We start from the raw sequence: 23,534 nt of genomic DNA, 5'->3' as shown, positions 1-23,534 counted from the left end.
CGCGCCGATCTCCACCAGGGACTACTCGACCTCGCCTGCAGCATCATCTGCCTCCGGCGCCTTCGAAAGTCATTCTGAAACGATCAGTAAGTCCGGAGCTGATGGAGGACGTGTTCGCGGTCGCCGGCGCCGGGGAGTTCCTGCCGCACGACAAGGACCGGCGATGGTCCGATCGCAAGGGCGAGTGGGTCGTGGTGGACGACATCGTCCAGGACCGGGAACGAACCCTGATCCCGACCCTCACCGACCGTGGAGTCCTACGCGTTCACCTCTACGGGCCCTGGGGACACCTGTTCGAAGCCCAGGAGGCGGCCGCCAAGCTTGCCGCCGTCCACGGAGCCGGGAAGGCCCGCGTCGTGTGGTTCCAAGACGGCCCGAACGCCTCTGCCGCGTGTACCCGGGTCCAGCTCAGGAGCTTCGACCGTCCCGCTCCCGTCGTGGACGGGATCGGGGTCCTGTCCGAGGCGGCCGCAGGGGTGGCGGGCACCTTCGACGACTTCTCGGCGAATCTCGCCGACGAGGGGTTCGCCTTCCTGAACTCCAGGCTCGACACCGTCGGCCCGGTCCTGGTCGCGGTGCGCGATTGTCGGGTGGTCGGGGCGATCGGTCCGATGGAGACGATGTCCGACCCGATCGGTCAAGTCAGGCTCCTGCCGCAGTACTTCGGAGTCCTGCCCGAGTGCCGGGGCCTCGGCCTCGGGCGCCTGTTGTGGCGCGCCGCGATGCACTGGGGCCAGGAGAACGGTGCCGACTACCAGCTGCTGCAGACCACCGTCGGTGGCCCGTCCGACCGGCTGTGCCGGAGTGAGGGGCTGATCGATCTCGGCTTCGTCTGCGCCCTGGACGCCTGAGAGGCCAGGAGGGCGGAGCGGGCGCGGGTGGCGCCTCTGGTGGTTACGGAGGTCGCGCAGCCACGAGCGGTGGGGCGTTGTGCGGGGCCGGCGCAGGCGTGGCAGACGCCGGGCCGGGGGACGGGGTCGCGGCACTCGTTGCACTCGGCGTAGCGGGGAGTGGGAGGGCTTTCCGGGGTTCGGGGTGGCGGGAGTTTGTGGCGGAGGCGGTAGCCGAGTACGGCTGGTGCCGAGTGGATGGGGGTGGGCAGGCCCGGGAGGAGGGCTCGGGCCAGGTCAGCCGGGGTGCTGCCGCGTTGGAGCCACTGGGCGACCAGGGGCGCCAGCTGCTCGGCCTCGGATTGACCCAGCCGCAGGCGGGGTTCGGGGCGGATCACCCGGAACAGGGTGGCCACCGCCTCGCGGAGAGGCGGGGGGAGGGTGGTTGCTTGCTCCGGTTCCTTTACTACGGGGCGGTCTGCGCGGCCGATGGCCGGTTCACCGGGTGCCGGACGGGTGGCAGCCGGTGTGCTCGGCCACGGGGTGTCGTAGACGTGGTTCTCGGTGCGGACGGTGCCGTCGGGCAGCCGGACCAGTTCGACGCGGTAGTAGCCGGCGTCGGTGAGTTCTTTGAGGGCCTTGCGGATCGCGCCGCGCCCCTGGGGGCTGGTGTCGGCCATGTGCCGTCCGTCCTCGTGCCAGCCGTCGGGGCGGGAGAGGAGGTCGGCGAGGAGGCCTCGGGCGGTGTAGCTCAACCTTCTGTACTGCAACATGGAGTTGGGCAACACGGTGAAGTGACGTGCGTGGTGGGTACGATGTACTCGCATCGGGAGATTTCGACTCCTGGTGCCGGACCCCGGAGCGTTGGCGCGCTGCCGGGGTCAACTGTTTGTGGTTCGGGTGCGCAACGTAACACGGCCCTTGCCCGGTCAATTGTCTTTCAAGACAAGGGTGGTTATCGCACTTTCAGGCGAGGGTGGCCGCGTCCAGCGAAGCTGCGGTGGCGGCGCGGACGAGGGCCTGCATGAGGCGGAGGTCGGTGCCCTGTTCGGGGTGCCACTGGACGCCGATGGTGAAGCCGGGGCCCTCGACGGCCTCCACCGTGCCGTCCGGGGCGAGGGCGCTGACGCGCAGGCCGGTGCCGAGGCGGTCGACGGCCTGGTGGTGGAAGGTGGGCACCTCCAGCTCGGTCTCCGGGAGCAGGCCGCCGACCAGCGTGCCGGGCACCGGGCGGACCAGGTGGGCGCCGTAGCACCCCGGTGTGCCCGCGTGGACGTCCACGTCGAGGACGTCCGGGAGGTGCTGCACCAGCGTCCCGCCGCAGACCACGTTCAGCACCTGCATGCCCCGGCAGATCCCCAGCACCGGCATGCCCGCGGCCAGGGCGCCGCGCAGCAGGGCGACCTCCCAGACGTCGCGTTCCGGGGAGTCGACGTCCGTCAGCGGGTGGGCGGGTTCCCCGTAGTACGCCGGGTCGATGTCCGGTCCGCCGGCGATGACGAGGGCGTCGAGCCGGGCGAGGGCCTCGGGGGCGCGCTCGGGGGCGTCGGGCGGGAGCAGGACGGCGATCCCGCCGGAGTCCTGTACGTAGGCGGTGTACCGCTCCGGCACCAGGGCGACGCGACGGCCGCGCCAGTCGCTCCAACTCGCGTCCACCAGGTAGGTGCTGACACCGATGAAAGGCCTGCGATCCATGGCGCGCATTCTCCTCCCGTACCGTCCGGTACCTCGCCAATCACGCGCCTCGGCGCGCCACACCCGTCCGCCCTCTTCCGCCCCGTGAGCCGCAGGCCGTACGGTTCGCTGTGACCGCTTGATCTCGAAGAGTGATCGTGGAGGAGGAGGGTTTCGGCATGCCCGAGAACGCCATGCCCGAGAACGCCCCCGCGGGTTCGCGGCCCCGGCCGCCACTGAGCCTGGACGAGCTTCGGGTCCTGGTGGACGCGGGCGAGGTGCACACCGTCGCGCTCGCCTTCACCGACATGCAGGGCCGGTTGCAGGGAAAACGGTTCGCCGCCCGCTTCTTCCTCGACGAGGTCGCGGAGAACGGCGCCGAGGCCTGCGACTACCTGCTCGCCGTGGACGTCGACCTGAACACCGTGGACGGCTACGCCTTCTCCTCGTGGGCCACCGGCTACGGCGACTTCGCGATGCGCCCCGACCTCGGCACCCTGCGGCTGACGCCCTGGCAGCCCGGCACCGCCCAGGTCACCGCCGACCTGGCCCGGCACGGCGGCCACCCGGTGGACGCCGCCCCGCGCCAGCTGCTGCGCCGCCAGCTCGCCCGGCTCGCCGAGTACGGGCTGAGCGTCGACATCGGCACAGAGCTGGAGTTCCTGGTCTTCCGCGACACCTACGAGCAGGCCTGGCTGGGCGGCTACCGCGGCCTCACCCCGGCGAACCTCTACAACGTGGACTACTCGATGCTGGGCACCGCCCGGGTCGAGCCGCTGCTCGCCCGGATCCGCAACGAGATGGCGGGCGCCGGGCTGACCGTCGAGTCCGCCAAGGGCGAGTGCAACCTCGGCCAGCACGAGATCGCGTTCCGCTACTCCGACGCCCTCACCACCTGCGACCAGCACAGCGTCTACAAGACCGGCGCCAAGGAGATCGCCGCCCAACAGGGCTGCGCGCTCACCTTCATGGCCAAGTACGACGAGCGCGAGGGCAACAGCTGCCACATCCACCTGTCGCTGCGCGACGCCGTCGGCGCCCCCGCCTTCGCCGACCGGGACGGCCGGATGACCGACACCATGCGGCACTTCCTGGCCGGGCAGCTGGCCGCGCTGCGCGAGTTCAGCCTGCTGTACGCGCCGAACATCAACTCCTACAAGCGCTACCGCCCGGGCTCCTTCGCCCCGACCGCGGTCGCCTGGGGCCGGGACAACCGCACCTGCGCCTACCGGGTGGTCGGCCACGGCCCGGCCCTGCGGATGGAGAACCGGGTGCCCGGCGGCGACGTCAACCCGTACCTCGCGGTGGCCGGGATGATCGCGGCCGGTCTGGACGGCCTGCAGCGCAAGCTCGACCTGCCCGCACCCTGCCTGGGCAACGCCTACGGGGTGGAGGAGTACGCCCGGGTGCCCGGATCGCTGCGCGAGGCCGCCGAGTTGTGGGCGGGCAGCGAACTGGCCCGGACGGCCTTCGGGGGAGACGTGGTCGAGCACTACCTGAACATGGCCCGGGTCGAGCAGGCCGCGTACGACGGGACCGTCACCGACTGGGAGCGCTACCGCTCCTTCGAACGGATGTGAGGCGGGACATGACCGAGCAGGATGCCATCGTCTGCCGCCGCCTGGTCGGCCGCACCGCCGTGGTCACCGGCGCGGGCAGCGGGATCGGCCTGGCCGCGGCCCGCCGGCTCGCCGCGGAGGGCGCCAGGGTGGTCTGCGCGGACCTGGACGAGGAGAGCGGACGGGCGGCCGCCAAGGCGGTCGGCGGGCTGTTCGTGCACACCGACGTCACCGACCCGTCCATGGTCGAGGCGCTGTTCGACGAGGCGTACGAGACCTACGGCAGCGTGGACGTCGCGTTCAACAACGCGGGCATCTCCCCGCCGGAGGACGACTCGATCCTGACCACCGGGCTGGACGCCTGGCGCAAGGTCCAGGAGGTCAACCTGACCTCGGTCTACCTGTGTTGCAAGGCCGCACTGCCGTACATGCGCCGGCACGGGCGCGGCTCGATCATCAACACCGCCAGCTTCGTGGCCCGGATGGGCGCGGCCACCTCGCAGATCTCCTACACCGCCTCCAAGGGCGGCGTGCTGGCGATGTCCCGCGAGCTGGGCGTGCAGTTCGCCCGGGAGGGCATCCGGGTCAACGCGCTGTCGCCCGGGCCGGTGGACACCCCGCTGCTGCGCGAACTGTTCGCCGCGGACCCGGAGCGGGCGGCCCGCCGACTGGTGCACATCCCGCTCGGCCGGTTCGCCCGGGCCGAGGAGATCGCGGCCGCGGTGGCCTTCCTCGCCAGCGACGACTCCTCGTTCATCACCGCGAGCGAGTTCCTGGTGGACGGCGGCATCTCCGGGGCGTACGTCACCCCGCTGTAGGCCCGTGCCCCCGGCCCGCGCTCCTGCGCCGCGCCCCCGGCCCCGCCCAAGCCGGGGGGTTCTCACCGTAATCTCATCGAAAACCTCCGGAATTCCCGGCTGCGCTGATTTCGCGTTTATCCGGCTACCTTTAGATTCTTTCTGTGAGCGAGCAGATCCCCGCCGGGTGGTACCCGGACCCGAAGAACGCCGGCGACCCGAGACCGCAGCGCTGGTGGGACGGCAAGGGCTGGACGGCCGACACCCGGCCCGCACCCTCGGACGCCCCGCAGCCGGAGTCCCCGGCCGCGGCGGCCCCGGGGCCGGAGACGGCCGAACAGCCCAGGGTGCTGGAGGGCGAGGTCCTGGACAGCGGCCCGACGGTCCGCTACCCGGAACCGCCGCCCTTCGGCACCGCCTACGGGATGCCCGGCGGGCCCGGCGAGCTGCCGCGCAAGCCGCGCCGCAAGCCGTCCAAGCTGGTGGTGGCCACCGTGGTGGCCGCCGTGCTCGGCCTGGGCGCCGGCTCGGGGATCACCTACCTGGCGATGGACGGCCACGACGACGGCCGGACGCAGCGCAGCGCCGCCCGCAACCAGCCGGCCCCGAACGGCGACGGACCGTTCGGCTTCCCCGGCTTCGGGGGCGGCGGCAACGGCGCCAACGGGGGCAACGGCGGCGGGAACGGTGGCGGAGGCAACGGCGGCAACGGCGGGAACGGCGGGAGCGGCAACCCCGGCGGTGGCGGCGGCAACGGCAGCGGCAGCGGGAAGTCCAGGCCGGGCGCCAACAAGGCGATCGACCTGGTGAACGGGCTCACCCTGCCCACCCCCTCCGGCTGGCAGGCGGGCACCACCAACGACGGCTACGCCGCGCTGACCGTCGGCGCCTACAAGTGCCCGGACGGCACCGACAGCTGCACCCTCGGCGGGGTGAACACCGGCCGGATCAGCGGCGGCGGCACCGACGCCCAGGCGGCGGCGAAGGCCGACATCGACAAGGCCGTCAAGGACTCCTACGGCGATGTCACCGGCCACCAGGAGCTCAAGTCCGAGGCCGTGAAGGTCAACGGCCAGGACGGCTACCTGGTCCGCTGGAAGGTGGACGCCGCCAAGGGCAACAGCGGCTACGTCCAGACCGTGGTCTTCCCGACCGCGGACGGCAAGGCGCTGGTCTCGGTGCACTTCGGCTTCGACATCGCCGACAAGGCACCGGACGTCGGCGTGATGGACACCATCGTGAAGGGCATCACCGACTTCAAGGGCAAGATCCCGGGCCTGCCCGGCCTGCCGGGCTCCGGCCCCGGCGCGGGCGGCGGCTCCGGCAGCGGTAGCGGCTCCGGCAGCGGCTCCGGGTCCGGCAGCAGCCCGGACGGCGGCCCGGACGTCTCCGGTACGGCCACCACCTGAGCCCCCCGCTCCTCACACCGTGACGGCCCGCCCGGGAGGAACCCTCCCGGGCGGGCCGTCGCCGTTCACCTCACGGCGCGGGCGCCGGTGGAGCCACGGAACCGGGCCGGACGGGGGTGGGCCGGCCCGGCCCCGCGTCGTCCGGCTTCAGGAGTCGCGTCGAACAGCCTCGACGCGACGGCGCCGGAGCACCATGCCCGCCCAGCCGACCCCGAGTGCGGCGGCACCGGCGAGCAGCAGCGGTCCGGTGGCGGAGGTGCCGCCCACGGCCGCCGAGGTGGTCGGGAGGGGCTGGCCGGCCGGGGCGTTCGGGTCCCCGCCGTGCCCGTGGTGGGCGACCGTGGACTTGGGCGCGTCGGCGGCGATCTGGGCGTCGCTCGGCGCGGCCGGGGCGGCGAACGAGGAGACGGCCGGGGCCCCGGCGGCGGTGCCGGACTTGCCGAAGTCGACGTCCGAGCAGCTGTAGAACGCCTCCGGGCTGTCGCTGCGCTGCCAGATCATGTAGAGCAGCTGGCGGCCGGTGCGCTGCGGCAGGGTGCCCGGGTAGGTGTAGTACCCGTTGGTGGCGGTGCGGTCGACCTGCACCTGGGCCACCGGCGTCGGGTCGAGGTCCGACCACTTGAGCGGCTTGGTCGGGTCGTAGCCCGGCTTGGTGATGTAGACGGTCTGGGTGCCGACGTGCGGCGCGGTGGTGCGGAACTGGAAGGTGAAGCCGCCGGCGCTGACCGGGGTGGCCGGCCAGTCGGTGCGGGGCCAGTCCAGGGCCGCGTACTTGTCGCGGTTGGCCGAGCAGAGCTTGCCGTCCGGGATCAGCGCCTGGTGGTTGCCGTTGGCGTTGGCGATGTTGACCTCGTTCCAGTCGTACAGCGGCTGGGTGCCGCTCGCGGCGACGAGGTCCTTGCAGACCTGGGACACCGGGTGCTCGGGGCCCTCGGCGTAGCAGGCGGCGATCCGGCTGACCGGGCCCGTCATGGTGCCGTGGGCACTGGCGGTGCCGGCGGTGGTCGCGGCCACCGCGAGGACCGCGGCGCCGACCACGCCGACGGACAGGGCACTTCGCTTGATGGACATGGGGTGGGGACTCCTTGGCCGTCGTTCCGGGCGGGTGTGGGGGAGCGGACACGCCTGCCCGTTCGGGGGCCGCCGGCCCGGATCGCGGACCCCCGGCCAGAGCGTAGGATTGGTCTGGACCATAAGGCAATAGCTCGGCGTGATGCGGTTATTGACGGACTGTAGGCGCCCGAGCAGCGCAAAGGCCCGATGGGACACCGGGGTTAGGTGTTCCATCGGGCCCGCTTAAGGCTGGGGAAAGGGTCAGCGCTTCCCGTCGTTGTAGAAGCCGGTCATGATCGTGGTTCCGCTGTGGGTCCCGCCGCTGATCGTGTTGTTGATGTACGTCGAGCCGACCTCCTGCTGGGGCAGCTTGGGGGCGAACTCGTCCAGGATCGCCTGGAGTTCGGCGGCCGCATCGGGGTTGTTCCGCAGCGCGATCCGCAGCCGACGCTGCCACTGGGAGGTCTGGCCCTCGCCGCCCTCCGGGTCTTCGGTGATCTCCTCCTGGATCTCGTCCAGCTCCTGCGACACCTCCTCCCGGTTCCGTCCGAACAGGGCGGCGAAGCGCGGCTTGACCTGCGCCCAGGCCTCGGTGACCATCAGGCCGACCAACGCCGTCGCGCCCCTCGTAGCAAGCTCCGCGATCTCGGCTTCCATGACGCTCCCTCGTCGGTCACTGTGTCGCCACCACGGTAGGGCAGAGCCGGACGAACCGTCAGAGGAACGCCTTCCCCTCGCCCCGGTACGTGGGGACGATCCGGACGATCCGGTCCCCCTCGATCAGGTGCAGTTCGGCGAAGCGCTCGCACAGCTCGCCCGCCTTGGCGTGCCGGAACCAGACCCGGTCGCCGATCAGCAGGTCGTCGGCGGCCGGGCCGATCAGCGGGGTCTGCACCTCGCCGGCGCCCTCCATCGGGTCGTACTGCAGGCCCGGCGGCAGGTACGGCACGGGGGCGCGGTCCGGTCCGGTCGGGCCGGAGGCCGGGTAGCCGCCGCCGAGCACCGTGACCACCCCGACGCCGGGGCGGCGCACCACGGGCTGGCCGAACAGGGCGGCCGGGCGGCCCCGGAAGGCGCGGTAGTTGTCGAACAGCTGCGGCTGGTAGAGCCCGGAGCCGGCGGCGACCTCGGTGACGGCCCGCTCGGCGACGGTGGACTCCACGCTGCCGGTGCCGCCGCCGTTGACGAACTCCAGCTCGGTGACCTGCCGCAGCCGCCGCACCACGGCCGCGCGCCGCTCGGCCAGTTCGGTCCGGGCCCGGCTCTGCATCAGCCGGACCACCTGGGAGCGCACCGGCCGCCCCGGCACCCGGTCCCCGACCCCGGCGACGTGCCCCTCGTACGCCATCAGGCCGACCACCCGGAACCCGGCCCGGCGCTGGACGAGTTCGGCGAAGGCGCCGAGCTCCTCCGGGGTGCGCAGCGGTGAGCGCCGGGCGCCCACCCGGACCCGGCCGCCGAACAGGTGCAGCGCGGTGTCCAGTTCCAGGCAGACCCGGACCTCGGCGTCGCCGCTGCGGGCCTTGTCGATCAGGTCCAGCTGGGCCGGGTCGTCCAGGACGACGGTGACCCGCTCGGCCAGCTCCTGGTCGCCGGTCAGTTCGGCGTAGCCCGCGCGGTCGGTGGAGGGGTACGCGAGCAGGACGTCGCGCACGCCGGTGCGGGCCAGCCAGAGCGACTCGTCCAGGGTGAAGCTCATCACCCCGGCGAAGCCGTCCACGGCCAACGCCCGGTCCAGCAGGGCCCGGCAGCGCAGGGACTTGCTGGCGACCCGGATCGGCTTGCCGCCCGCCCGGCGCACCAGGTCCGCGGCGTTGGCGTCGAAGGCGGCGAGGTCCACGACGGCCACCGGCCCGTCCAGATGGGCGGTGGCCCGGTCGTAGCGGTGCCGGTCCGTGACAGGGGTGCGCGCAACGAGGATGGGCATGGGCGCAGGGTGCCACAGCGCGCTACCCGTGGGTAGGGGGCGCGTGCACGGAAATGCGGACGGCGGTGCCCGGTGGCATAGGGTCGGCGGGGTGGACCGCAAAGACTTCTCCAACCCGGCGTTCGTCGGCAAGAGCATCCCGAATCCCGGCTTCTCCGACGACGACGGGACGGCGGACGCGGCCCTGACGGCAGCGCTGGCCCGCTGGTCGCAGGACCGTACGGCGGAGCCCGAGGTGCTGGCGGCGCTGACCCCGACCCGGTTGATGGTCCCGATCGTGGCCGTCCTGGGCGAGGTCGAGGTGGACGAGCACGGGCACAAGCACGACAAGTCCAGCGACATGGCCGTCCCGGTGCTGGAGGCCCCGGACGGGCGCCGCGCGCTGCCGGCCTTCACGTCACTCGAGGCGCTGGCCCGCTGGCGGGCCGACGCCCGCCCGGCGCCGACCGCGGCCCCGCAGGCGGCGATGGTCGCCTTCTCCGAGCGCGCCGACACCCTGGTGATCGACCCGGCCGGGCCGGTGCCGTTCCTGCTGTCGGGTGCCCGGCTGCGGGCACTGGCGGAGAACCGGCCGTACCTGCCGCCGGTCCGGGACCCGGACGTGCGGGAGGCGGTCCGGGCGCTGCTGGCGGCCGAGCCCGAGGTGACCGGCGGGGTGCTGGCGCCGGCGGAGGACTCGGACGGGGTGCTCGCGGTGGTGTTCGACCAGGCGCTGGACCAGGCGGGGCTGCAGGAGGCCGCGCAGCGGGTCGGCCGGGCGGTGGCCGGGGATCCGGTGCTGCGGGTGCGGCTGGACCGGGGGCTGGACCTCGCGGTGCTGCCGGCGAGCGCCCAGCTGCCGGGGGAGCCGCTGTACCGGCGCTAGGCACCGACGCACGAGGGGGCACCTACGCGATCGCGTAGGTGCCCCCTCGTGGTCTCGCTCGGGTGATCCCGCTCAGGAGTACACCGGCCCCGTGAACTTCTCGCCCGGCCCGGTGCCCGGCGCGTCCGGCACCAGCGAGGCCTCGCGGAAGGCCAGCTGGAGCGAGCGCAGCCCGTCGCGCAGCGGGGCCGCGTGGAAGTTGCTGATCTCCGGGGCGCCGGCGGTGACCAGCCCGGCGAGGGCGGTGATCAGCTTGCGGGCCTCGTCGAGGTCCTTGTCCTTCTCGCCGCCCTCGGCCAGACCGCACTTGACCGCGGCCGCGCTCATCAGGTGCACCGCGACGGTGGTGATCACCTCGACCGCCGGGACCTCGGCGATGTCGCGGGTGAGGTCGTCGAAGCCGATCGCGTCGTCGTCCGTGCCGGGGGTCTGGGTGGGCTCGCTGCTCAAGGGGGGCTCGTTCCGTCGTGCGGTGTGGGTACAGGTGGAGCGTACAAGGGGGCCGGAACGCGCCGGGAGGGCAGTGCGCCGCGCCGGAGTCCGGCGGAGCGGGGGCGGAATAGCGTTCGACAGCGCGACGCTGTAAGCTTCGAGACTGACCGGCCGGGCTCCCTCATGGGCACCTGGCCAGCAAGTGGAGGCTCCACCCAGGAGGCCCGAGAGGGCAACCGCGAAAGTCTCCCACCCGATCGGCCTCGCGGTCGACGGGTCCCGGTCCGCGACGGGCGCCGAGGCGCCGAGTCGCCCGCAGCGTCCCTCACCGGATGCCGCCCCCGGATGTGTGGAGCCCCGCTTGTACCGAGCGGGGCTTTTTTCGTGTCGCGGTGCACGCGGTGCCGAGAGGTACCGGGCAGCGCAGCACGAATGAAGCCCCGCCCAGTGGTCGAGTCCACTACGTGCGACCGCCGTCCGACGGCCGCATCGCAGAAGGTGCAACCGAGGAGGCCCCATCAGCACCGAGCCCCGCATCAACGACCGGATCCGCGTTCCGGAGGTGCGACTCGTCGGTCCCAGCGGCGAGCAGGTCGGCATCGTGCCGCTTGCCAAGGCGCTGGAGCTCGCGCAGGAGTACGACCTCGACCTGGTCGAGGTCGCGGCGACCGCCCGGCCGCCGGTGTGCAAGCTCATGGACTACGGCAAGTTCAAGTACGAGTCGGCCATGAAGGCCCGTGAGGCGCGCAAGAACCAGGCGCACACGGTCATCAAGGAGATGAAGCTCCGGCCGAAGATCGACCCGCACGACTATGACACCAAGAAGGGTCACGTCGTCCGGTTCCTCAAGCAGGGCGACAAGGTCAAGATCACGATCATGTTCCGTGGTCGTGAGCAGTCCCGCCCCGAGCTGGGCTTCCGTCTGCTGCAGCGGCTCGCCGACGACGTCCAGGACCTGGGCTTCGTCGAGTCCTCGCCGAAGCAGGACGGCCGGAACATGATCATGGTTCTTGGCCCGCACAAGAAGAAGACCGAGGCGATGGCCGAGGCCCGCGCCCTCGCGGACGCCCGCAAGGCCGAGCGACTGGGCCGGACCCCCGGCTCCGACGCCGCCGCGGACGACGACGACCTGCTGGCCGATGACCTGCTGGCCGACGACCTGGTTGCCGATGACCTGGTGGTCGAGGACGCCGAGGTCGAGGACGCCGAGACCGAGGCGCAGGACGCCCCGGCCGAGGAGCCGGCCGCCGAGGCCGAGGCCCCGGTCGAGCAGCCGGCCGCTTCCCAGGGCGCCTGAGCCGCAAGGCTCACTGTCCGGGTTCGGCCCCCAGGGTGACGGGGCGTCCCGCCCGGTCACCACAGATCCATCCAGTTCACGCCCGCGCGGCGCAGGTCGCGCGGGCGTGGACGGGACTGACGAGGAGATACGGCGAAATGCCGAAGCAGAAGACGCACAGTGGCGCCAGCAAGCGCTTCAAGATCAGTGGCTCTGGCAAGGTGCTGCGCGAGCGCGCCGGCCGCCGCCACCTCCTGGAGCACAAGCCCTCGACGCTGACCCGCAAGCTGGCCGGGACCGTCGAGCTGGCCCCCGCTGACGCCAAGAAGATCAAGAAGCTTCTCGGCAAGTGATCGCCCTCCCGCCCGGTGCGAGCCGTGTGCGGGGCAGCTGATCCTTCCCGACCCATTCGAATGACGGACCACGTGAAGTAGTCCGTGGTCCAACCCAAGGAGTAATCAAGTGGCACGCGTCAAGCGGGCAGTCAACGCCCACAAGAAGCGCCGGGTCATCCTGGAGCGCGCCAGCGGCTACCGTGGCCAGCGCTCGCGCCTGTACCGCAAGGCCAAGGAGCAGGTCACCCACTCGCTGGTCTACAACTTCAACGACCGCAAGAAGCGCAAGGGCGACTTCCGTCAGCTGTGGATCCAGCGCATCAACGCTGCGGCCCGTGCCAACGGCATCACCTACAACCGCTTCGTGCAGGGCCTCAAGGCCGCCAGCGTCGAGATCGACCGCAAGATGCTGGCCGACCTGGCCGTCAACGACCCGGGTGCGTTCGCCTCCCTGGTCGAGGTCGCCCAGAAGGCGCTGCCGGCCGACGTGAACGCCCCGAAGGCTGCCGCCGACGCCGCCTGATCTTCCGAGATCGGTTGAGCTCTGACCGGACCCGCAGGCTCTCCTGCGGGTCCGGTTCTGCGTTCCCCCCACCTCCAGCCTCCGTCAGCCTCCGTCAGCCGACGGCGCCTCCAGAGAACGAGACCATGTCGACCACCGAGACCCCCCTGCTCACCTCCCTGCGCTCGCCGCGCGTCGTCGCCGCCCGCCGGCTCGCCAAGCGGAACCAGCGCACCAAGGAGCGCCGCTTCCTGGCCGAGGGCCCGCAGGCCGTCCGGGAGGCCGTCGCGTTCGGCCGGCTGCCGGGGACGGACGAGCACGCCGTGGTCGAGGTGTACGTGGGCCTGGAGGCCGCCGAGCGGCACGCGGACATCGTCGAGGCGGCCCTGGCCGAGGGGGTGCCGGTGCTGACCGCCACCGACGAGGTGATCGCCGACATCTGCGACACGGTGACCCCGCAGGGGATCGTGGCGCTCTGCCGCTTCATCGACACCCCGTTCGCCGAGGTCCTGGCGGCCCGGCCGAAGCTGGTGGCGATCCTCGCCCACGTGCGCGACCCCGGGAACGCCGGGACGGTGCTGCGCACCGCCGACGCGGCCGGCGCGGACGCCGTGGTGCTCACCGACGCCTCGGTGGACCTGTACAACCCCAAGGCCGTCCGGGCCTCCGTCGGCAGCCTGTTCCACCTGCCGGTGGCGGTCGGCGTGCCGGTCGAGGAGGCGGTCGGGCAGCTGCGCGCGGCCGGGATCCGGGTGCTCGCCGCGGACGGCGCGGGGGAGCGCGACCTGGACCGGGAGCTGGACGAGGGCACGCTGGGCGCGCCCGGCGCGTGGGTGTTCGGCAACGAGGCGTGGGGGCTCCCGGAGGAGACCCGCGCGCTCACCGACGAGGTCGTGCGCGTCCCGATCCACGGGCACGCCGAGAGCCTCAACCTGGCCACCGCCGCGGCCGTCTGCCTGTACGCCTCGGCCCGGGCCCAGCGGTCGCCCGGCGGCTGCCGCTCGAACGGCTGATCCGCCCCGGGCGCGCGGCGTTCTCACGTTGCAAGCCCTACTGCGGGGGCCTGGGAGGCGCTAGGGTCTGCCTCGGTGGGGGGAACGGCACGGTGGGTAATCGGGGAGGCAACCCATGGTCGGCAGCGGACCCGAGCTCGACCCGGACGACCTGCCGGACGGCCTGGTGGTCGCCGACGCGCTGGGCCGGGTGGTTCGCTTCAACCGGGCCGCGGCCCGGCTCACCGGCGTGCTCCCGGACGCCGCGCTGGGCAGCGCGCTGGAGGACGTCCTGCCGCTGGAGGACCTGGACGGCCGCCGCTGGTGGCAGCTGACCGACCCGTACGGCGGCCTGGCGATCCGTACCCGCCAGCCCGAGCGCAACCTGCTGCTGCCCGGCGGCCGCGAGGTGCTGGTCTCCGCCCGGTACGTCCGGGCGGTGCCGCAGGGGCCGCTGGAGCGCCTGGTGATCGCCCTGCGCGGGACCGAGGCCCGGCGCCGCACCGAGCGCAGCCACGCCGAGCTGATCGCCACCGTCGCGCACGAGCTGCGCTCCCCGCTGACCAGCGTCAAGGGCTTCACGGCGACGCTGCTGGCCAAGTGGGAGCGGTTCACCGACGGGCAGAAGCGGCTGATGCTGGAGACGGTGGACGCCGACGCGGACCGGGTCACCCGGCTGATCGCCGAGCTGCTGGACATCTCCCGGATCGACGCCGGGCGGCTGGAGCTGCGCAAGCAGGTCGTCGACCTGGCGGCCGCGGTGCGCCGGCACGTCGAGCGCAAGGTCGCCACCGGGATCCCCGAGGAGCGCTTCGACATCCGGATCAGCGAGCCGCTGACCGTGCTGTGGGCGGACCCGGACAAGGTCGACCAGGTGCTGGGGAACCTGCTGGAAAACGCGGTGCGGCACGGCGAGGGAACTGTCACCATCGAGGTGGCACCGGCCAAGGAGGTCGTCGAGGCGCCCGTCTGGGAGCGCTCCGGCACCCCTCCCCGCATCGTGGAAGGCACCGCGGTCACCGTGAGCGACGAAGGAAGCGGCATCCCCGAGGAGTCGATGCCGCGCGTCTTCACCCGCTTCTGGCGGGGCTCCAAGCGCGGTGGCACCGGCCTGGGGCTCTACATCGTCAAGGGCATCGTGGAGGCCCACGGCGGCTCGATCCGGGTCGACCGGGCCCCCGGCGGCGGGGCCAGGTTCCGATTTATCCTGCCCGCCGGCATCCCCGACTTCATGCTCTGAGCAGCCCCTGAGGTCGGCCCCGGGCGGGCTTGACGGCAGTCGCGCTACGCGCTGCGACTACACTCGACCTTTGGCGTTGCGCAACGCCCTGTGCGGCTGTGCCGTGGACACCACTCCCCGTGAGCACGGAGAACGGCTGCCCGCGCCCCGGCCCCGCCGGGCGTGACGCGAAGGCGAGCCCACACACCTGAGCACGGACGAGCAGGAGCACGGGAAGATAGAGATGTCGGCACCCAACAAGTCGTACGACCCGGTCGAGGTCGAGGCCCTCAAGCCCGAGGTGGTGGAGCAGGCGCGCGACGAGGCGATCGCCGCCTTCGCCGCCGCCGGCTCCCTGGACGAGCTGAAGCAGGCCAAGGTCGCCCACACCGGCGACCGTTCCGCGCTCTCGCTCGCCAACCGCGAGATCGGCGCCCTCCCGCCGCACGCCAAGGCCGCCGCAGGCAAGCTGATCGGCCAGGCCCGCGGCGCCGTCAACCAGGCGCTGGCCAAGCGGCAGGCGGAGCTGGAGGCGGAGCGGGACGCCCGCGTGCTGGTCGAGGAGGCGGTGGACGTCACGCTGCCGTACGACCGCGCACCGCGCGGCGCCCGGCACCCGCTGACCACGCTGGCCGAGCGCATCGAGGACACCTTCGTCGCGATGGGCTACCAGGTCGCGGAGGGCCCCGAGGTCGAGGCCGAGTGGCTGAACTTCGACGCCCTCAACCTGGGCCCGGACCACCCGGCCCGCTCGATGCAGGACACCTTCTTCGTGCAGGCCCCGGACGGCTCCGCCGACTCCGGCGTGGTGCTGCGCACTCAGACCTCCCCGGTCCAGGCCCGCACCCTGCTCGACCGCGAGCCCCCGGTCTACGTGGTCTGTCCCGGCCGGGTCTACCGGACGGACGAGCTGGACGCCACCCACACCCCGGTGTTCCGCCAGGTCGAGGGCCTCGCCGTCGACGAGGGCATCACCTTCGCCGACCTCAAGGGCACCATCGAGGTACTGGTCGAGAAGCTGATCGGCGGCGGCCTGGAGCTGCGCTGGCGCCCCTCGTACTTCCCGTTCACCGAGCCGAGCGCCGAGATCGACCTGCAGTGCTTCGTGTGCCGCGGCGAGAGCGTCGGCAACCCGGACCGCCCGTGCCGCACCTGCTCCTCCGAGGGCTGGATCGAGCTCGGCGGCTGCGGCGTGGTCAACCCGCGGGTGCTGGTCGCCTGCGGCGTGGACCCGAACCGCTACAGCGGGTTCGCCTTCGGCCTGGGCCTGGAGCGGATCCTGATGAATCGTCACAACGTCGCCGACATGCGCGACATGGTCGAGGGTGACGTGCGCTTCACCCTCCCGTTCGGGATGGAGATCTGATGCGCGTCCCGCTTTCCTGGCTGCGCGAGTACGTCGACCTTCCGGCCGGCGAGACCGGCCGTGACGTGGCCGAGCGCCTGGTCCGGGCCGGCCTGGAGGTCGAGACCGTCGAGCAGATCGGCGCCGACCTCAAGGGCCCGCTGGTGGTCGGCGAGGTGCTCTCCATCGAGGAGCTGTCCGGCTTCAAGAAGCCGATCCGGCACTGCTTCGTCAACGTCGGCGACGCCAACGGCACCGGTGAGCCGCAGGAGATCGTCTGCGGCGCGACCAACTTCGCCGTCGGCGACAAGGTCGTCGTCGTGCTCCCCGGCGCCGTGCTGCCCGGCCCGTTCCCGATCGCGGCCCGCAAGACCTACGGCCAGACCTCGGCCGGCATGATCTGCTCCGCCCGCGAGCTGGGCATGGGCGACGACCACAACGGCATCATCGTGCTCCCGCCGGAGTACGAGCCCGGCACGGACGCCGTCGAGCTGCTCCAGCTGGTCGACGATGTGCTGGACATCGCCGTCACCCCGGACCGCGGCTACTGCCTGTCGATGCGCGGTGTGGCCCGGGAGGCCGCCGCCGCGTACGGGCTGCCGCTGGCCGACCCGGCGCTGCTCGACGTGCCGCCGGCCAACTCCTTCGGCTACCTGGTCAAGGTCAACGACCCGGCCGGCTGCGACCGCTTCGTGGCCCGCACGGTCGTCGGCGTCGACCCGACCGCCAAGTCCCCGATCTGGCTGCAGCGCCGCCTCCAGAAGGCGGGCATCCGCCCGATCTCGCTGACCGTCGACATCACCAACTACGTGATGCTGGAGGTCGGCCAGCCGCTGCACGCCTACGACAAGCAGCGCGTGGCCGGTCCGATCACGGTCCGCCGGGCGGCCGAGGGCGAGCTCCTCACCACCCTCGACGGGGTCGAGCGCAAGCTCGCCGCCGAGGACCTGCTGATCTGCGACACCAGCGGCCCGATCGGCCTGGCCGGGGTCATGGGCGGCGCCTCCACCGAGATCCTCGACCCGGCCGCCGGCCCGGGCACCACCGAGGTGATCATCGAGGCCGCGCACTTCGACCCGGTCTCCGTCGCCCGCACCGCCAAGCGGCACAAGCTGCCCTCCGAGGCGTCCAAGCGCTTCGAGCGCGGCGTCGACCCGGAGGCCACCCGCGCCGCCGCGCAGCGCGCCGTCGACCTGCTGGTGCTGATCGCCGGCGGCACCGCGGAGGCCGGGGTCACCGACATCGCGGCCCCGCACCCGCTGCGCACCATCACCATCGCCGCCGACCTGCCGGACCGGGTCGCCGGGACGGTGTACGGCCGCGAGAGCGTCACCCGGCGGCTGCAGGAGATCGGCTGCTCGGTCTCGGGCGCCGACGTCCTGGAGGTCACCCCGCCGACCTGGCGGCCCGACCTCACCGACCCGTACGACCTCGCCGAGGAGGTCATCCGGCTGGAGGGCTACGACAACGTCCCCGCCCGGATGCCGAACGTCCCGCCGGGCAAGGGCCTGACCGAGGCCCAGCGGGTGCACCGCCGGATCGGCGTGGCGCTGGCCGGGGCCGGCTATGTCGAGGTCAACAACTACCCGTTCCTCGGCGAGGCCGCCTTCGAGGCGCTCGGCCTGGAGCCGGAGGACCGCCGCCGCCGTACGGTCAAGCTGGTCAACCCGCTCAACGACGAGGAACCGTCGCTGCGCACCACGATGCTGCCGGGCCTGCTCGGCACGCTGCGCCGCAACATCGGCCGGGGCAACACCGACCTGGCGGTCTTCGAGACCGGCACCGTGTTCCTGCCGAAGGACGAGCTCTCGGTGGCCCCGCGCCCGGCCGTCGACCGCCGGCCGAGCGACGCCGAGCTGGCCGAGCTGGACGCCGCGCTGCCGGAGCAGCCGCGCCGGGTCGCCGTCGCCCTCGCGGGCGAGCGGCTGCCGTCCGGCTGGTGGGGCAAGGGCGACCAGGCCTCCTGGGCGGACGCCGTCGAGGCGGCCCGTACGGTGGCCCGCGCGGCCGGCGTCGAGCTGACCGTCCGCCAGGGCCAGCTGGCGCCCTGGCACCCGGGCCGCTGTGCCGAGCTGGTCGTGGCCGGCACCGACCGGGTGGTCGGTCACGCGGGTGAGCTGCACCCGCGCGTGGTCAAGTCGTTGGGCCTGCCGGCCCGTACGGCGGCGATGGAGCTCGACATCGACCTGCTGACGGCCGACGGCCCGGCGAAGGTCGACGGCCCGGCGGTCTCCGGCTTCCCGGTGGCCACCCAGGACGTCGCGCTGATCGTCGACACCGCCGTCCCGGCCGCCGAGGTCGAGGCCGCGCTGCGTTCGGGCGCGGGCGAACTGCTGGAGGCCATCCGGCTGTTCGACGTGTTCACCGGCGAGCAGGTCGGCGAGGGCAAGAAGTCGCTGGCCTACGCGCTGCGCTTCCGCGCGGCCGACCGCACCCTGACCGCCGACGAGGCCACCGCCGCCCGCGAGGCGGCGGTCGCCGAGGCCGTCACCCGCACCGGCGCGGTGCTGCGCGGCGCCTGATCCGCCGTCAGGGCCTGACAGGGCCCCGTCCGGACCGTTTCGGTCCGGGCGGGGCCCTTTGCCGTTCCTTGGGTTGACGGCCTGTCATTCGATCGTTTATCTCTTTACCTATGGAACTAGATAAAGGCGCTGACCAGCCCTCTCCGATCGAGTTCCGCCTGGACCCGACCTCCGGTGTCCCGACCTACCTGCAACTCGTGCAGCAGGTCGAACAGGCGTTGCGGATGGGCTGGTTGGCGGAGGGGGACCAGCTGCCCCGGGTGCGGGAGGTGGTCGCCGGGCTGGCGATCAACCCCAACACCGTGCTCAAGGCCTACCGGGAGCTGGAGCACCGCGGCCTGGCGGTCGGACGGCGCGGCCAGGGCACCTTCGTGCGCGGGCTGCCCGCCGGAGTGGTGCCGCTGCGCGAACGGGCCGCGCTGCGGCGGGGGCTGCTGGACTGGATGCGCTCGGCGCGGACCGCCGGGCTGGACGAAGGGGGGATGGTCGCGGTGTTCGAGGACGCGCTGCGCGACCTGCGCGAGGGCCGGGACGGGGTGGTGGCGTGACGGCCGCGGACACCGTGATCGACTGCGGCGGGATCGGCAAGCGCTACCGCCGCTCCTGGGCGCTGCGGGACTGCCACCTGGCCGTCCCGGCCGGGCACGTGGTCGCACTGGTCGGCCCGAACGGCGCCGGCAAGACGACCCTGCTCAGCCTGGCCGCCGGGCTGACCCTGCCCAGCGAGGGCGCGATGACCGTCCTCGGCGACCAAGTCCCCGGCTCGCCGAGGGCCTTGGACCGGATCGGCTTCGTCGCCCAGAACGCCGCGCTCTACCCCGGCCTGCCCGTGCGCGATCTGCTCGCGATGGGCCGCCACCTCAACCGGCGCTGGGACGACGCCCGGGCGCGCACCCACCTGGACGGCCTCGGCATCCCGATGGACCGCAAGTACGGCCGGCTCTCCGGCGGCCAGCAGGCGCAGGTCTCGCTCGCCCTGGCCCTCGCCAAGCGGCCCGAACTCCTGCTCCTGGACGAGCCGTTGGCCGCTCTCGACCCGCTCGCCCGGCACGACTTCATGGCCGTGCTGCTGACCGCGGTGGCCGAGGACGGCCTGTCGGTGCTGTTCTCCTCGCACGCCGTCAACGAGCTGGAGCAGAGCTGCGACTACCTGGTGGTGCTGACCGGCGGCCGGGTCCAGGTGTCCGGGGAGGTGGACGACCTGGTCGGCGGCCACCGGATGCTCACCGGCCCCACCGCCGAGGCGGACGCGGTCGCCGAGCGGCTGCCGGTGGTCCGCGACCGCCGGGCCGGCGCCCAGTCCCACCTGCTGGTGCGCACCGGCGGCCCGGACGCGCCGGTCTCCGACGGCTGGCGCCAACAGCGCGTCGGCCTGGAGGAGTTGGTGCTCGCCTACCTGCGCGAGCCGTCCGCCTCCGCGCTGCCCGGCCCGCGCGGGGCCGTCCGTACGAACCAGAAGGTACTGTCGTGAGCGCCACCACCCTCGCCCCGCCCCGCTCCGCCGTGCTGCGGGCCGCCGGGCTGCGCCACCGGCCCGCGTTGCTGACCCTGCTCGCGGTGATGGGCGTGGTCTCCCTCGCCCTGCTGCTGCACGGCTGGTACCTGCACGGCGGCCTGGACCGCACCGGCGCGGGCTCCTGCGATCCGACCACCGCCGCCTGCGCGGCCACGTTCAAGCGGTTCCTGCACCAGTACGCCGACACCATGCCGATGCTCGGCAACGTGTCCTACGTCCTGGGCGGCATGTTCGGTGCCTTCCTCGGCGGCCCGCTGCTGGCGCGGGAGTTCGAGCACGGCACGGTGCGCTTCGCCTGGACCCAGGGGGCCGGGCGGACCCGCTGGACGGCGGGCGGCCTGGTGCTGGGCGGCGGGGTGCTGGCCGTGGTGGCGGCGCTGTTCGGCCTGGTGCTGCGCTGGTGGAGCGCGCCGCTGGAGCTGCTGGGCGGACAGTTCCACCCGGACCTCTTCGTGCAGGCGTCGCCGGTGCTGGTCGGCCGGGTGCTGGTGGCCTTCGGGGTCGCGGCGCTGGCCGGCGCGGTGCTGCGCCGCACCGTGCTCGCGGTGGGCCTCGGTCTGGCGGCCTCGGTCGCCCTGCCGTTCCTCGCCGTGGCCGTGCGCTCGCACTACATGGCGCCGTTGGACGAGCCGGTGCGCGCCATGACGTCCCTCGCGGTGGACGACCGCTGGGTGCTGAGCGTCTGGTACTCGGACCCGGCCGGGAACCGGCTCTCCGAGGCGGACTTCTACAACCTCGGCGGCGACTACGCCCACCTCCAGTCCCTGGTGCACGACGGCGGGTACACGATGCACGAGGTGTACCAACCGGCGGACCGGTTCTGGCCGTTCCAGTGGATCGAGTTCGGCTGGACGACCCTGCTCGCGGTGGCGCTGTGCGCGGCGGCGGTCTGGTGGGTGCGGCGGCGGGCGGTCTGACCTGCGCCGCCCTTGATTGTTTGAAGTGTTTTCGTCAAAACCCTTGCGGCGGCGACGGTTCCGGGCGTTTCCTTCTCGTTAGGAAGCTTTCCTAACCCATCGAGGAACCGGAGCGTCCCATGCGTCCCCAGCCCCGTCGCGCCCTCCACATAGCCCTCGCCGCCGCCCTGGTGGCCGCGCCCCTCACCGTCGCGGCCGCCTCGGCCGCCCAGGCCGCCCCCGCGGCCGCGGCCTCCGTCCAGCTCAAGGGCGTCGGCCTCGACGACCCGCACAAGAAGGACATCGCGATGCAGCTGGTGTCCAGTGCGGAGAACTCCTCGCTGGACTGGAAGGCCCAGTACAAGTACATCGAGGACATCGGTGACGGCCGCGGCTACACCGCCGGCATCATCGGCTTCTGTTCCGGCACCGGCGACATGCTGGACCTGGTCCAGCACTACACCGACCTCAAGCCCGGCAACGTCCTCGCCAAGTACCTGCCCGCGCTGAAGAAGGTCAACGGCAGCGCCTCGCACTCCGGCCTCGGCGACGCCTTCGTCAAGGACTGGGCCGCCGCCGCCAAGGACCAGACCTTCCAGCAGGCCCAGAACGACGAGCGCGACCGGGTGTACTTCAACCCCGCCGTCAACCAGGCCAAGGCCGACGGCCTGCGCGCGCTCGGCCAGTTCGCCTACTACGACGCCATCGTGATGCACGGCCCCGGCAGCAGCTCCGACAGCTTCGGCGGCATCCGCGCGGCCGCGATGAAGAAGGCGAGGACGCCCGCCCAGGGCGGCGACGAGGCCACCTACCTCAAGGCCTTCCTGGACGCCCGCAAGGTGGTCATGAAGAAGGAGGCCGCGCACTCCGACACCAGCCGGGTCGACACCGAGCAGTCGGTGTTCCTCAACGCCAAGAACTTCGACCTCAACCCGCCGCTCAAGTGGAAGGTCTACGGCGACAGCTACAGCATCAACAGCTGACGCCCGGGCCGACGCCGTGGCGGGAGCCCGTTTCCCCGGGTTTCCGCCACCTCGGCGTTTCGAGCACCCCCGTTCTGATCACCCCCCCCCGCGAAATGCCCAAGGGACTGTGAAAGTCCTGTTCATCCCGTAACGAATCGAGCAGGGGCATAACGAACGATCCCTCCCGCATTGACGCATTCGCCCGGTGGCGCTTGACTCCGTCCCCTGCCGCAGGGTTGCGGCGCAGTACAGGAGGCACCACCGATCATGATCAGACCCATGCGTCTCGCGGCCGCGGGCACGACCACCGTGTCGCTCGCACTCGCCCTCACGGCCTGCGGCCAGACGGTGGCGGGACAGGCGCCGGCGGCGGGCGGGGGCGGAGGGGGCGAGGGCATCGGTCTGCTGCTGCCGGAGAGCGCGTCCTCCACCCGGTACGACGCGTTCGACAAGCCCCTGATCCAGCAGACGGTGACCGGTCTCTGCACCAAGTGCACGGTGAGCTACGCCAACGCGGGCGGCGACGCGACCGTCCAGAAGAAGCAGTTCGACGACCTGCTCGCCAAGGGCGTGAAGGTCATCCTGCTCGACCCGGTCGACGCCAAGCTCACCGCACCGTGGGTGGACGCCGCCAACGCCAAGGGCGTCAAGGTCGTCGCCTACGACCGGCTGGCCCAGGGCAAGGTCGCCGCGTACGTCTCCTTCGACAACCAGCAGACCGGTCAGCTCCAGGGCCAGTCCCTGCTCGACGCGCTCGGCCCGAAGGCCTCCTCGGCCAACGTCGTGATGATCGACGGCGCCGAGTCCGACCCCAACGCCGCGCAGTTCAAGGCGGGCGCGCACCTCGCGCTGGACGGCCGGGTCAAGATCGCCTACGAGCAGTCCGGCGAGTGGAAGCCGGACGTGGCCACCGCGAAGACCAACGAGGCCATCCAGAGCCTCGGGAAGAACGGCATCCAGGCCGTCTACGCCGCGAACGACGGCATGGCCGCCGCCGTCATCGAGGCCTTGAAGGCCGCGGGCCTCAAGAACGTGCCGGTCGGCGGCCAGGACGCCTCCATCGACGCCGTCCGCCGGGTGCTCACCGGCGAGCAGGCGTACACCATCTACAAGCCGTACAAGCCCGAGACGGACGCGGCGGGCAGCATCGCCGTCCAGCTGGCCGAGGGCATGGACATCAGCACCACCGCCGCGACGCTCACCGACAGCGGCGGGTTGAAGATCCCCTCGCTGCTGCTCACCCCGATCGTGGTGACCAAGGCGAAGGTGGAGGCGACGGTCGTCGACGGCGGGCTCTACAAGGCGTCCGACATCTGCACCCCGCAGTACGCCCAGGCCTGTGCGGAGGCCGGGGTCAAGTAGCGCGGGCCGCGGGGCGGTCGGAAAAGGGGCGGGCCCGTACCGGCGACCGGTACGGGCC

At 72.6% G+C, this 23,534-nt stretch carries 22 protein-coding genes; 17 read left to right on the top strand and 5 right to left on the bottom strand.

Annotated elements, in window-relative coordinates; genetic code table 11:
* Positions 1-101: 101 nt before the first annotated feature.
* A complete protein-coding gene (locus ACFV8H_RS37850; RefSeq protein WP_380408816.1) occupies positions 102-851 on the top strand; it encodes a GNAT family N-acetyltransferase in 750 nt (249 codons plus the stop codon).
* 945 nt (positions 852-1,796) lie between these two features.
* On the opposite strand, the gene ACFV8H_RS37845 is transcribed toward ACFV8H_RS37850, so the two are convergent.
* On the bottom strand, positions 1,797-2,525 hold the full coding sequence (locus ACFV8H_RS37845) for a gamma-glutamyl-gamma-aminobutyrate hydrolase family protein (protein ID WP_375890872.1): 729 nt from the start codon (positions 2,523-2,525) through the stop codon (positions 1,797-1,799).
* Between the two features lie 158 nt (positions 2,526-2,683).
* Between ACFV8H_RS37845 and ACFV8H_RS37840 the strand changes: the two genes are divergently transcribed.
* The 3 genes from ACFV8H_RS37840 (at position 2,684) to ACFV8H_RS37830 (ending at position 6,269) form a co-directional block, all read left to right on the top strand.
* Positions 2,684-4,084 (top strand): glutamine synthetase family protein, encoded by a 1,401-nt coding sequence (locus ACFV8H_RS37840; RefSeq protein ID WP_380408812.1) that lies wholly within the window; start codon positions 2,684-2,686, stop codon positions 4,082-4,084.
* A gap of 8 nt (positions 4,085-4,092) precedes the next feature.
* On the top strand, positions 4,093-4,881 hold the full coding sequence (locus ACFV8H_RS37835; protein ID WP_380408810.1) for a 3-oxoacyl-ACP reductase: 789 nt from the start codon (positions 4,093-4,095) through the stop codon (positions 4,879-4,881).
* A gap of 143 nt (positions 4,882-5,024) precedes the next feature.
* Positions 5,025-6,269 carry a DUF2510 domain-containing protein gene (locus ACFV8H_RS37830; RefSeq protein ID WP_380408808.1) on the top strand — a complete coding sequence of 415 codons (1,245 nt, stop codon included), beginning with the start codon at positions 5,025-5,027 and terminating at the stop codon, positions 6,267-6,269.
* Positions 6,270-6,416: 147 nt separating this feature from the next.
* On the opposite strand, the gene ACFV8H_RS37825 is transcribed toward ACFV8H_RS37830, so the two are convergent.
* The 3 genes from ACFV8H_RS37825 to ACFV8H_RS37815 form a co-directional block, all read right to left on the bottom strand.
* Entirely contained in the window at positions 6,417-7,340 is a 924-nt protein-coding gene (locus ACFV8H_RS37825) for a lytic polysaccharide monooxygenase (protein WP_380408806.1), read from the bottom strand.
* A gap of 243 nt (positions 7,341-7,583) precedes the next feature.
* Positions 7,584-7,979, bottom strand: a complete 396-nt coding sequence (locus ACFV8H_RS37820; RefSeq protein ID WP_380408804.1) for a hypothetical protein — start codon at positions 7,977-7,979, stop codon at positions 7,584-7,586.
* A 58-nt stretch (positions 7,980-8,037) separates the two neighbouring features.
* A complete protein-coding gene (locus ACFV8H_RS37815; protein WP_380408802.1) occupies positions 8,038-9,249 on the bottom strand; it encodes an alanine racemase in 1,212 nt (403 codons plus the stop codon).
* A 91-nt stretch (positions 9,250-9,340) separates the two neighbouring features.
* Here ACFV8H_RS37815 and ACFV8H_RS37810 point away from each other — a divergent pair, with 91 nt between their 5' ends.
* Positions 9,341-10,114 carry an SseB family protein gene (locus ACFV8H_RS37810; RefSeq protein WP_380408800.1) on the top strand — a complete coding sequence of 258 codons (774 nt, stop codon included), beginning with the start codon at positions 9,341-9,343 and terminating at the stop codon, positions 10,112-10,114.
* Between the two features lie 72 nt (positions 10,115-10,186).
* Here ACFV8H_RS37810 and ACFV8H_RS37805 read toward each other — a convergent pair whose 3' ends face one another.
* The gene (locus ACFV8H_RS37805; protein ID WP_360230223.1) at positions 10,187-10,564 is read right to left on the bottom strand and encodes a DUF1844 domain-containing protein; all 378 of its coding nucleotides are present in this window, start codon (positions 10,562-10,564) and stop codon (positions 10,187-10,189) included.
* Between the two features lie 499 nt (positions 10,565-11,063).
* Between ACFV8H_RS37805 and infC the strand changes: the two genes are divergently transcribed.
* From infC to ACFV8H_RS37745, 12 genes are all read left to right on the top strand, one after another.
* Complete coding sequence (infC, locus tag ACFV8H_RS37800; protein WP_380408814.1) at positions 11,064-11,843, top strand: translation initiation factor IF-3; 780 nt, start codon at positions 11,064-11,066, stop codon at positions 11,841-11,843.
* 137 nt (positions 11,844-11,980) lie between these two features.
* On the top strand, positions 11,981-12,175 hold the full coding sequence (rpmI, locus tag ACFV8H_RS37795; protein WP_030055648.1) for a 50S ribosomal protein L35: 195 nt from the start codon (positions 11,981-11,983) through the stop codon (positions 12,173-12,175).
* Positions 12,176-12,284: 109 nt separating this feature from the next.
* Positions 12,285-12,680, top strand: a complete 396-nt coding sequence (rplT, locus tag ACFV8H_RS37790; RefSeq protein ID WP_030055649.1) for a 50S ribosomal protein L20 — start codon at positions 12,285-12,287, stop codon at positions 12,678-12,680.
* A 125-nt stretch (positions 12,681-12,805) separates the two neighbouring features.
* Positions 12,806-13,672, top strand: a complete 867-nt coding sequence (locus tag ACFV8H_RS37785) for a TrmH family RNA methyltransferase (RefSeq protein WP_375890886.1) — start codon at positions 12,806-12,808, stop codon at positions 13,670-13,672.
* Positions 13,673-13,787: 115 nt separating this feature from the next.
* Positions 13,788-14,891: an ATP-binding protein gene (locus ACFV8H_RS37780; RefSeq protein ID WP_380408798.1), complete on the top strand. Its 1,104-nt coding sequence runs from the start codon at positions 13,788-13,790 to the stop codon at positions 14,889-14,891.
* A gap of 223 nt (positions 14,892-15,114) precedes the next feature.
* A complete protein-coding gene (gene pheS, locus ACFV8H_RS37775; protein ID WP_375890889.1) occupies positions 15,115-16,236 on the top strand; it encodes a phenylalanine--tRNA ligase subunit alpha in 1,122 nt (373 codons plus the stop codon).
* Entirely contained in the window at positions 16,236-18,737 is a 2,502-nt protein-coding gene (gene pheT, locus ACFV8H_RS37770) for a phenylalanine--tRNA ligase subunit beta (protein ID WP_380408796.1), read from the top strand. Before pheS ends, pheT begins: the two co-directional genes overlap by 1 nt.
* Positions 18,738-18,847: 110 nt before the next feature.
* On the top strand, positions 18,848-19,285 hold the full coding sequence (locus tag ACFV8H_RS37765) for a GntR family transcriptional regulator (RefSeq protein WP_380408794.1): 438 nt from the start codon (positions 18,848-18,850) through the stop codon (positions 19,283-19,285).
* Complete coding sequence (locus ACFV8H_RS37760; protein WP_380408792.1) at positions 19,282-20,208, top strand: ATP-binding cassette domain-containing protein; 927 nt, start codon at positions 19,282-19,284, stop codon at positions 20,206-20,208. Before ACFV8H_RS37765 ends, ACFV8H_RS37760 begins: the two co-directional genes overlap by 4 nt.
* Entirely contained in the window at positions 20,205-21,170 is a 966-nt protein-coding gene (locus ACFV8H_RS37755; protein WP_380408790.1) for a hypothetical protein, read from the top strand. Before ACFV8H_RS37760 ends, ACFV8H_RS37755 begins: the two co-directional genes overlap by 4 nt.
* Before the next feature lie 119 nt (positions 21,171-21,289).
* On the top strand, positions 21,290-22,132 hold the full coding sequence (locus ACFV8H_RS37750) for a chitosanase (protein ID WP_380408788.1): 843 nt from the start codon (positions 21,290-21,292) through the stop codon (positions 22,130-22,132).
* A gap of 261 nt (positions 22,133-22,393) precedes the next feature.
* Positions 22,394-23,476 (top strand): sugar ABC transporter substrate-binding protein, encoded by a 1,083-nt coding sequence (locus tag ACFV8H_RS37745; protein ID WP_380408786.1) that lies wholly within the window; start codon positions 22,394-22,396, stop codon positions 23,474-23,476.
* The last annotated feature ends 58 nt before the right edge of the window (positions 23,477-23,534 follow it).

The organism is Kitasatospora sp. NPDC059827, from assembly GCF_042731675.1.
Lineage (GTDB): Bacteria > Actinomycetota > Actinomycetes > Streptomycetales > Streptomycetaceae > Kitasatospora.
Note: the sequence above shows the minus strand (reverse complement) of the source record. Positions and strands in the feature narration are given on the sequence as shown.

Bases quoted from the DNA above. Each gene is read 5' to 3' on its own strand.
- ACFV8H_RS37850 (WP_380408816.1), top strand. From the start codon at position 102: ATGGAGGACGTGTTCGCGGTCGCCGGCGCCGGGGAGTTCCTGCCGCAC.
- ACFV8H_RS37845 (WP_375890872.1), bottom strand. From the start codon at position 2,525: ATGGATCGCAGGCCTTTCATCGGTGTCAGCACCTACCTGGTGGACGCG.
- ACFV8H_RS37840 (WP_380408812.1), top strand. From the start codon at position 2,684: ATGCCCGAGAACGCCATGCCCGAGAACGCCCCCGCGGGTTCGCGGCCC.
- ACFV8H_RS37835 (WP_380408810.1), top strand. From the start codon at position 4,093: ATGACCGAGCAGGATGCCATCGTCTGCCGCCGCCTGGTCGGCCGCACC.
- ACFV8H_RS37825 (WP_380408806.1), bottom strand. From the start codon at position 7,340: ATGTCCATCAAGCGAAGTGCCCTGTCCGTCGGCGTGGTCGGCGCCGCG.
- ACFV8H_RS37820 (WP_380408804.1), bottom strand. From the start codon at position 7,979: ATGGAAGCCGAGATCGCGGAGCTTGCTACGAGGGGCGCGACGGCGTTG.
- ACFV8H_RS37815 (WP_380408802.1), bottom strand. From the start codon at position 9,249: ATGCCCATCCTCGTTGCGCGCACCCCTGTCACGGACCGGCACCGCTAC.
- rpmI (WP_030055648.1), top strand. From the start codon at position 11,981: ATGCCGAAGCAGAAGACGCACAGTGGCGCCAGCAAGCGCTTCAAGATC.
- ACFV8H_RS37785 (WP_375890886.1), top strand. From the start codon at position 12,806: ATGTCGACCACCGAGACCCCCCTGCTCACCTCCCTGCGCTCGCCGCGC.
- ACFV8H_RS37780 (WP_380408798.1), top strand. From the start codon at position 13,788: ATGGTCGGCAGCGGACCCGAGCTCGACCCGGACGACCTGCCGGACGGC.
- pheS (WP_375890889.1), top strand. From the start codon at position 15,115: ATGTCGGCACCCAACAAGTCGTACGACCCGGTCGAGGTCGAGGCCCTC.
- pheT (WP_380408796.1), top strand. From the start codon at position 16,236: ATGCGCGTCCCGCTTTCCTGGCTGCGCGAGTACGTCGACCTTCCGGCC.
- ACFV8H_RS37765 (WP_380408794.1), top strand. From the start codon at position 18,848: ATGGAACTAGATAAAGGCGCTGACCAGCCCTCTCCGATCGAGTTCCGC.
- ACFV8H_RS37750 (WP_380408788.1), top strand. From the start codon at position 21,290: ATGCGTCCCCAGCCCCGTCGCGCCCTCCACATAGCCCTCGCCGCCGCC.
- ACFV8H_RS37745 (WP_380408786.1), top strand. From the start codon at position 22,394: ATGCGTCTCGCGGCCGCGGGCACGACCACCGTGTCGCTCGCACTCGCC.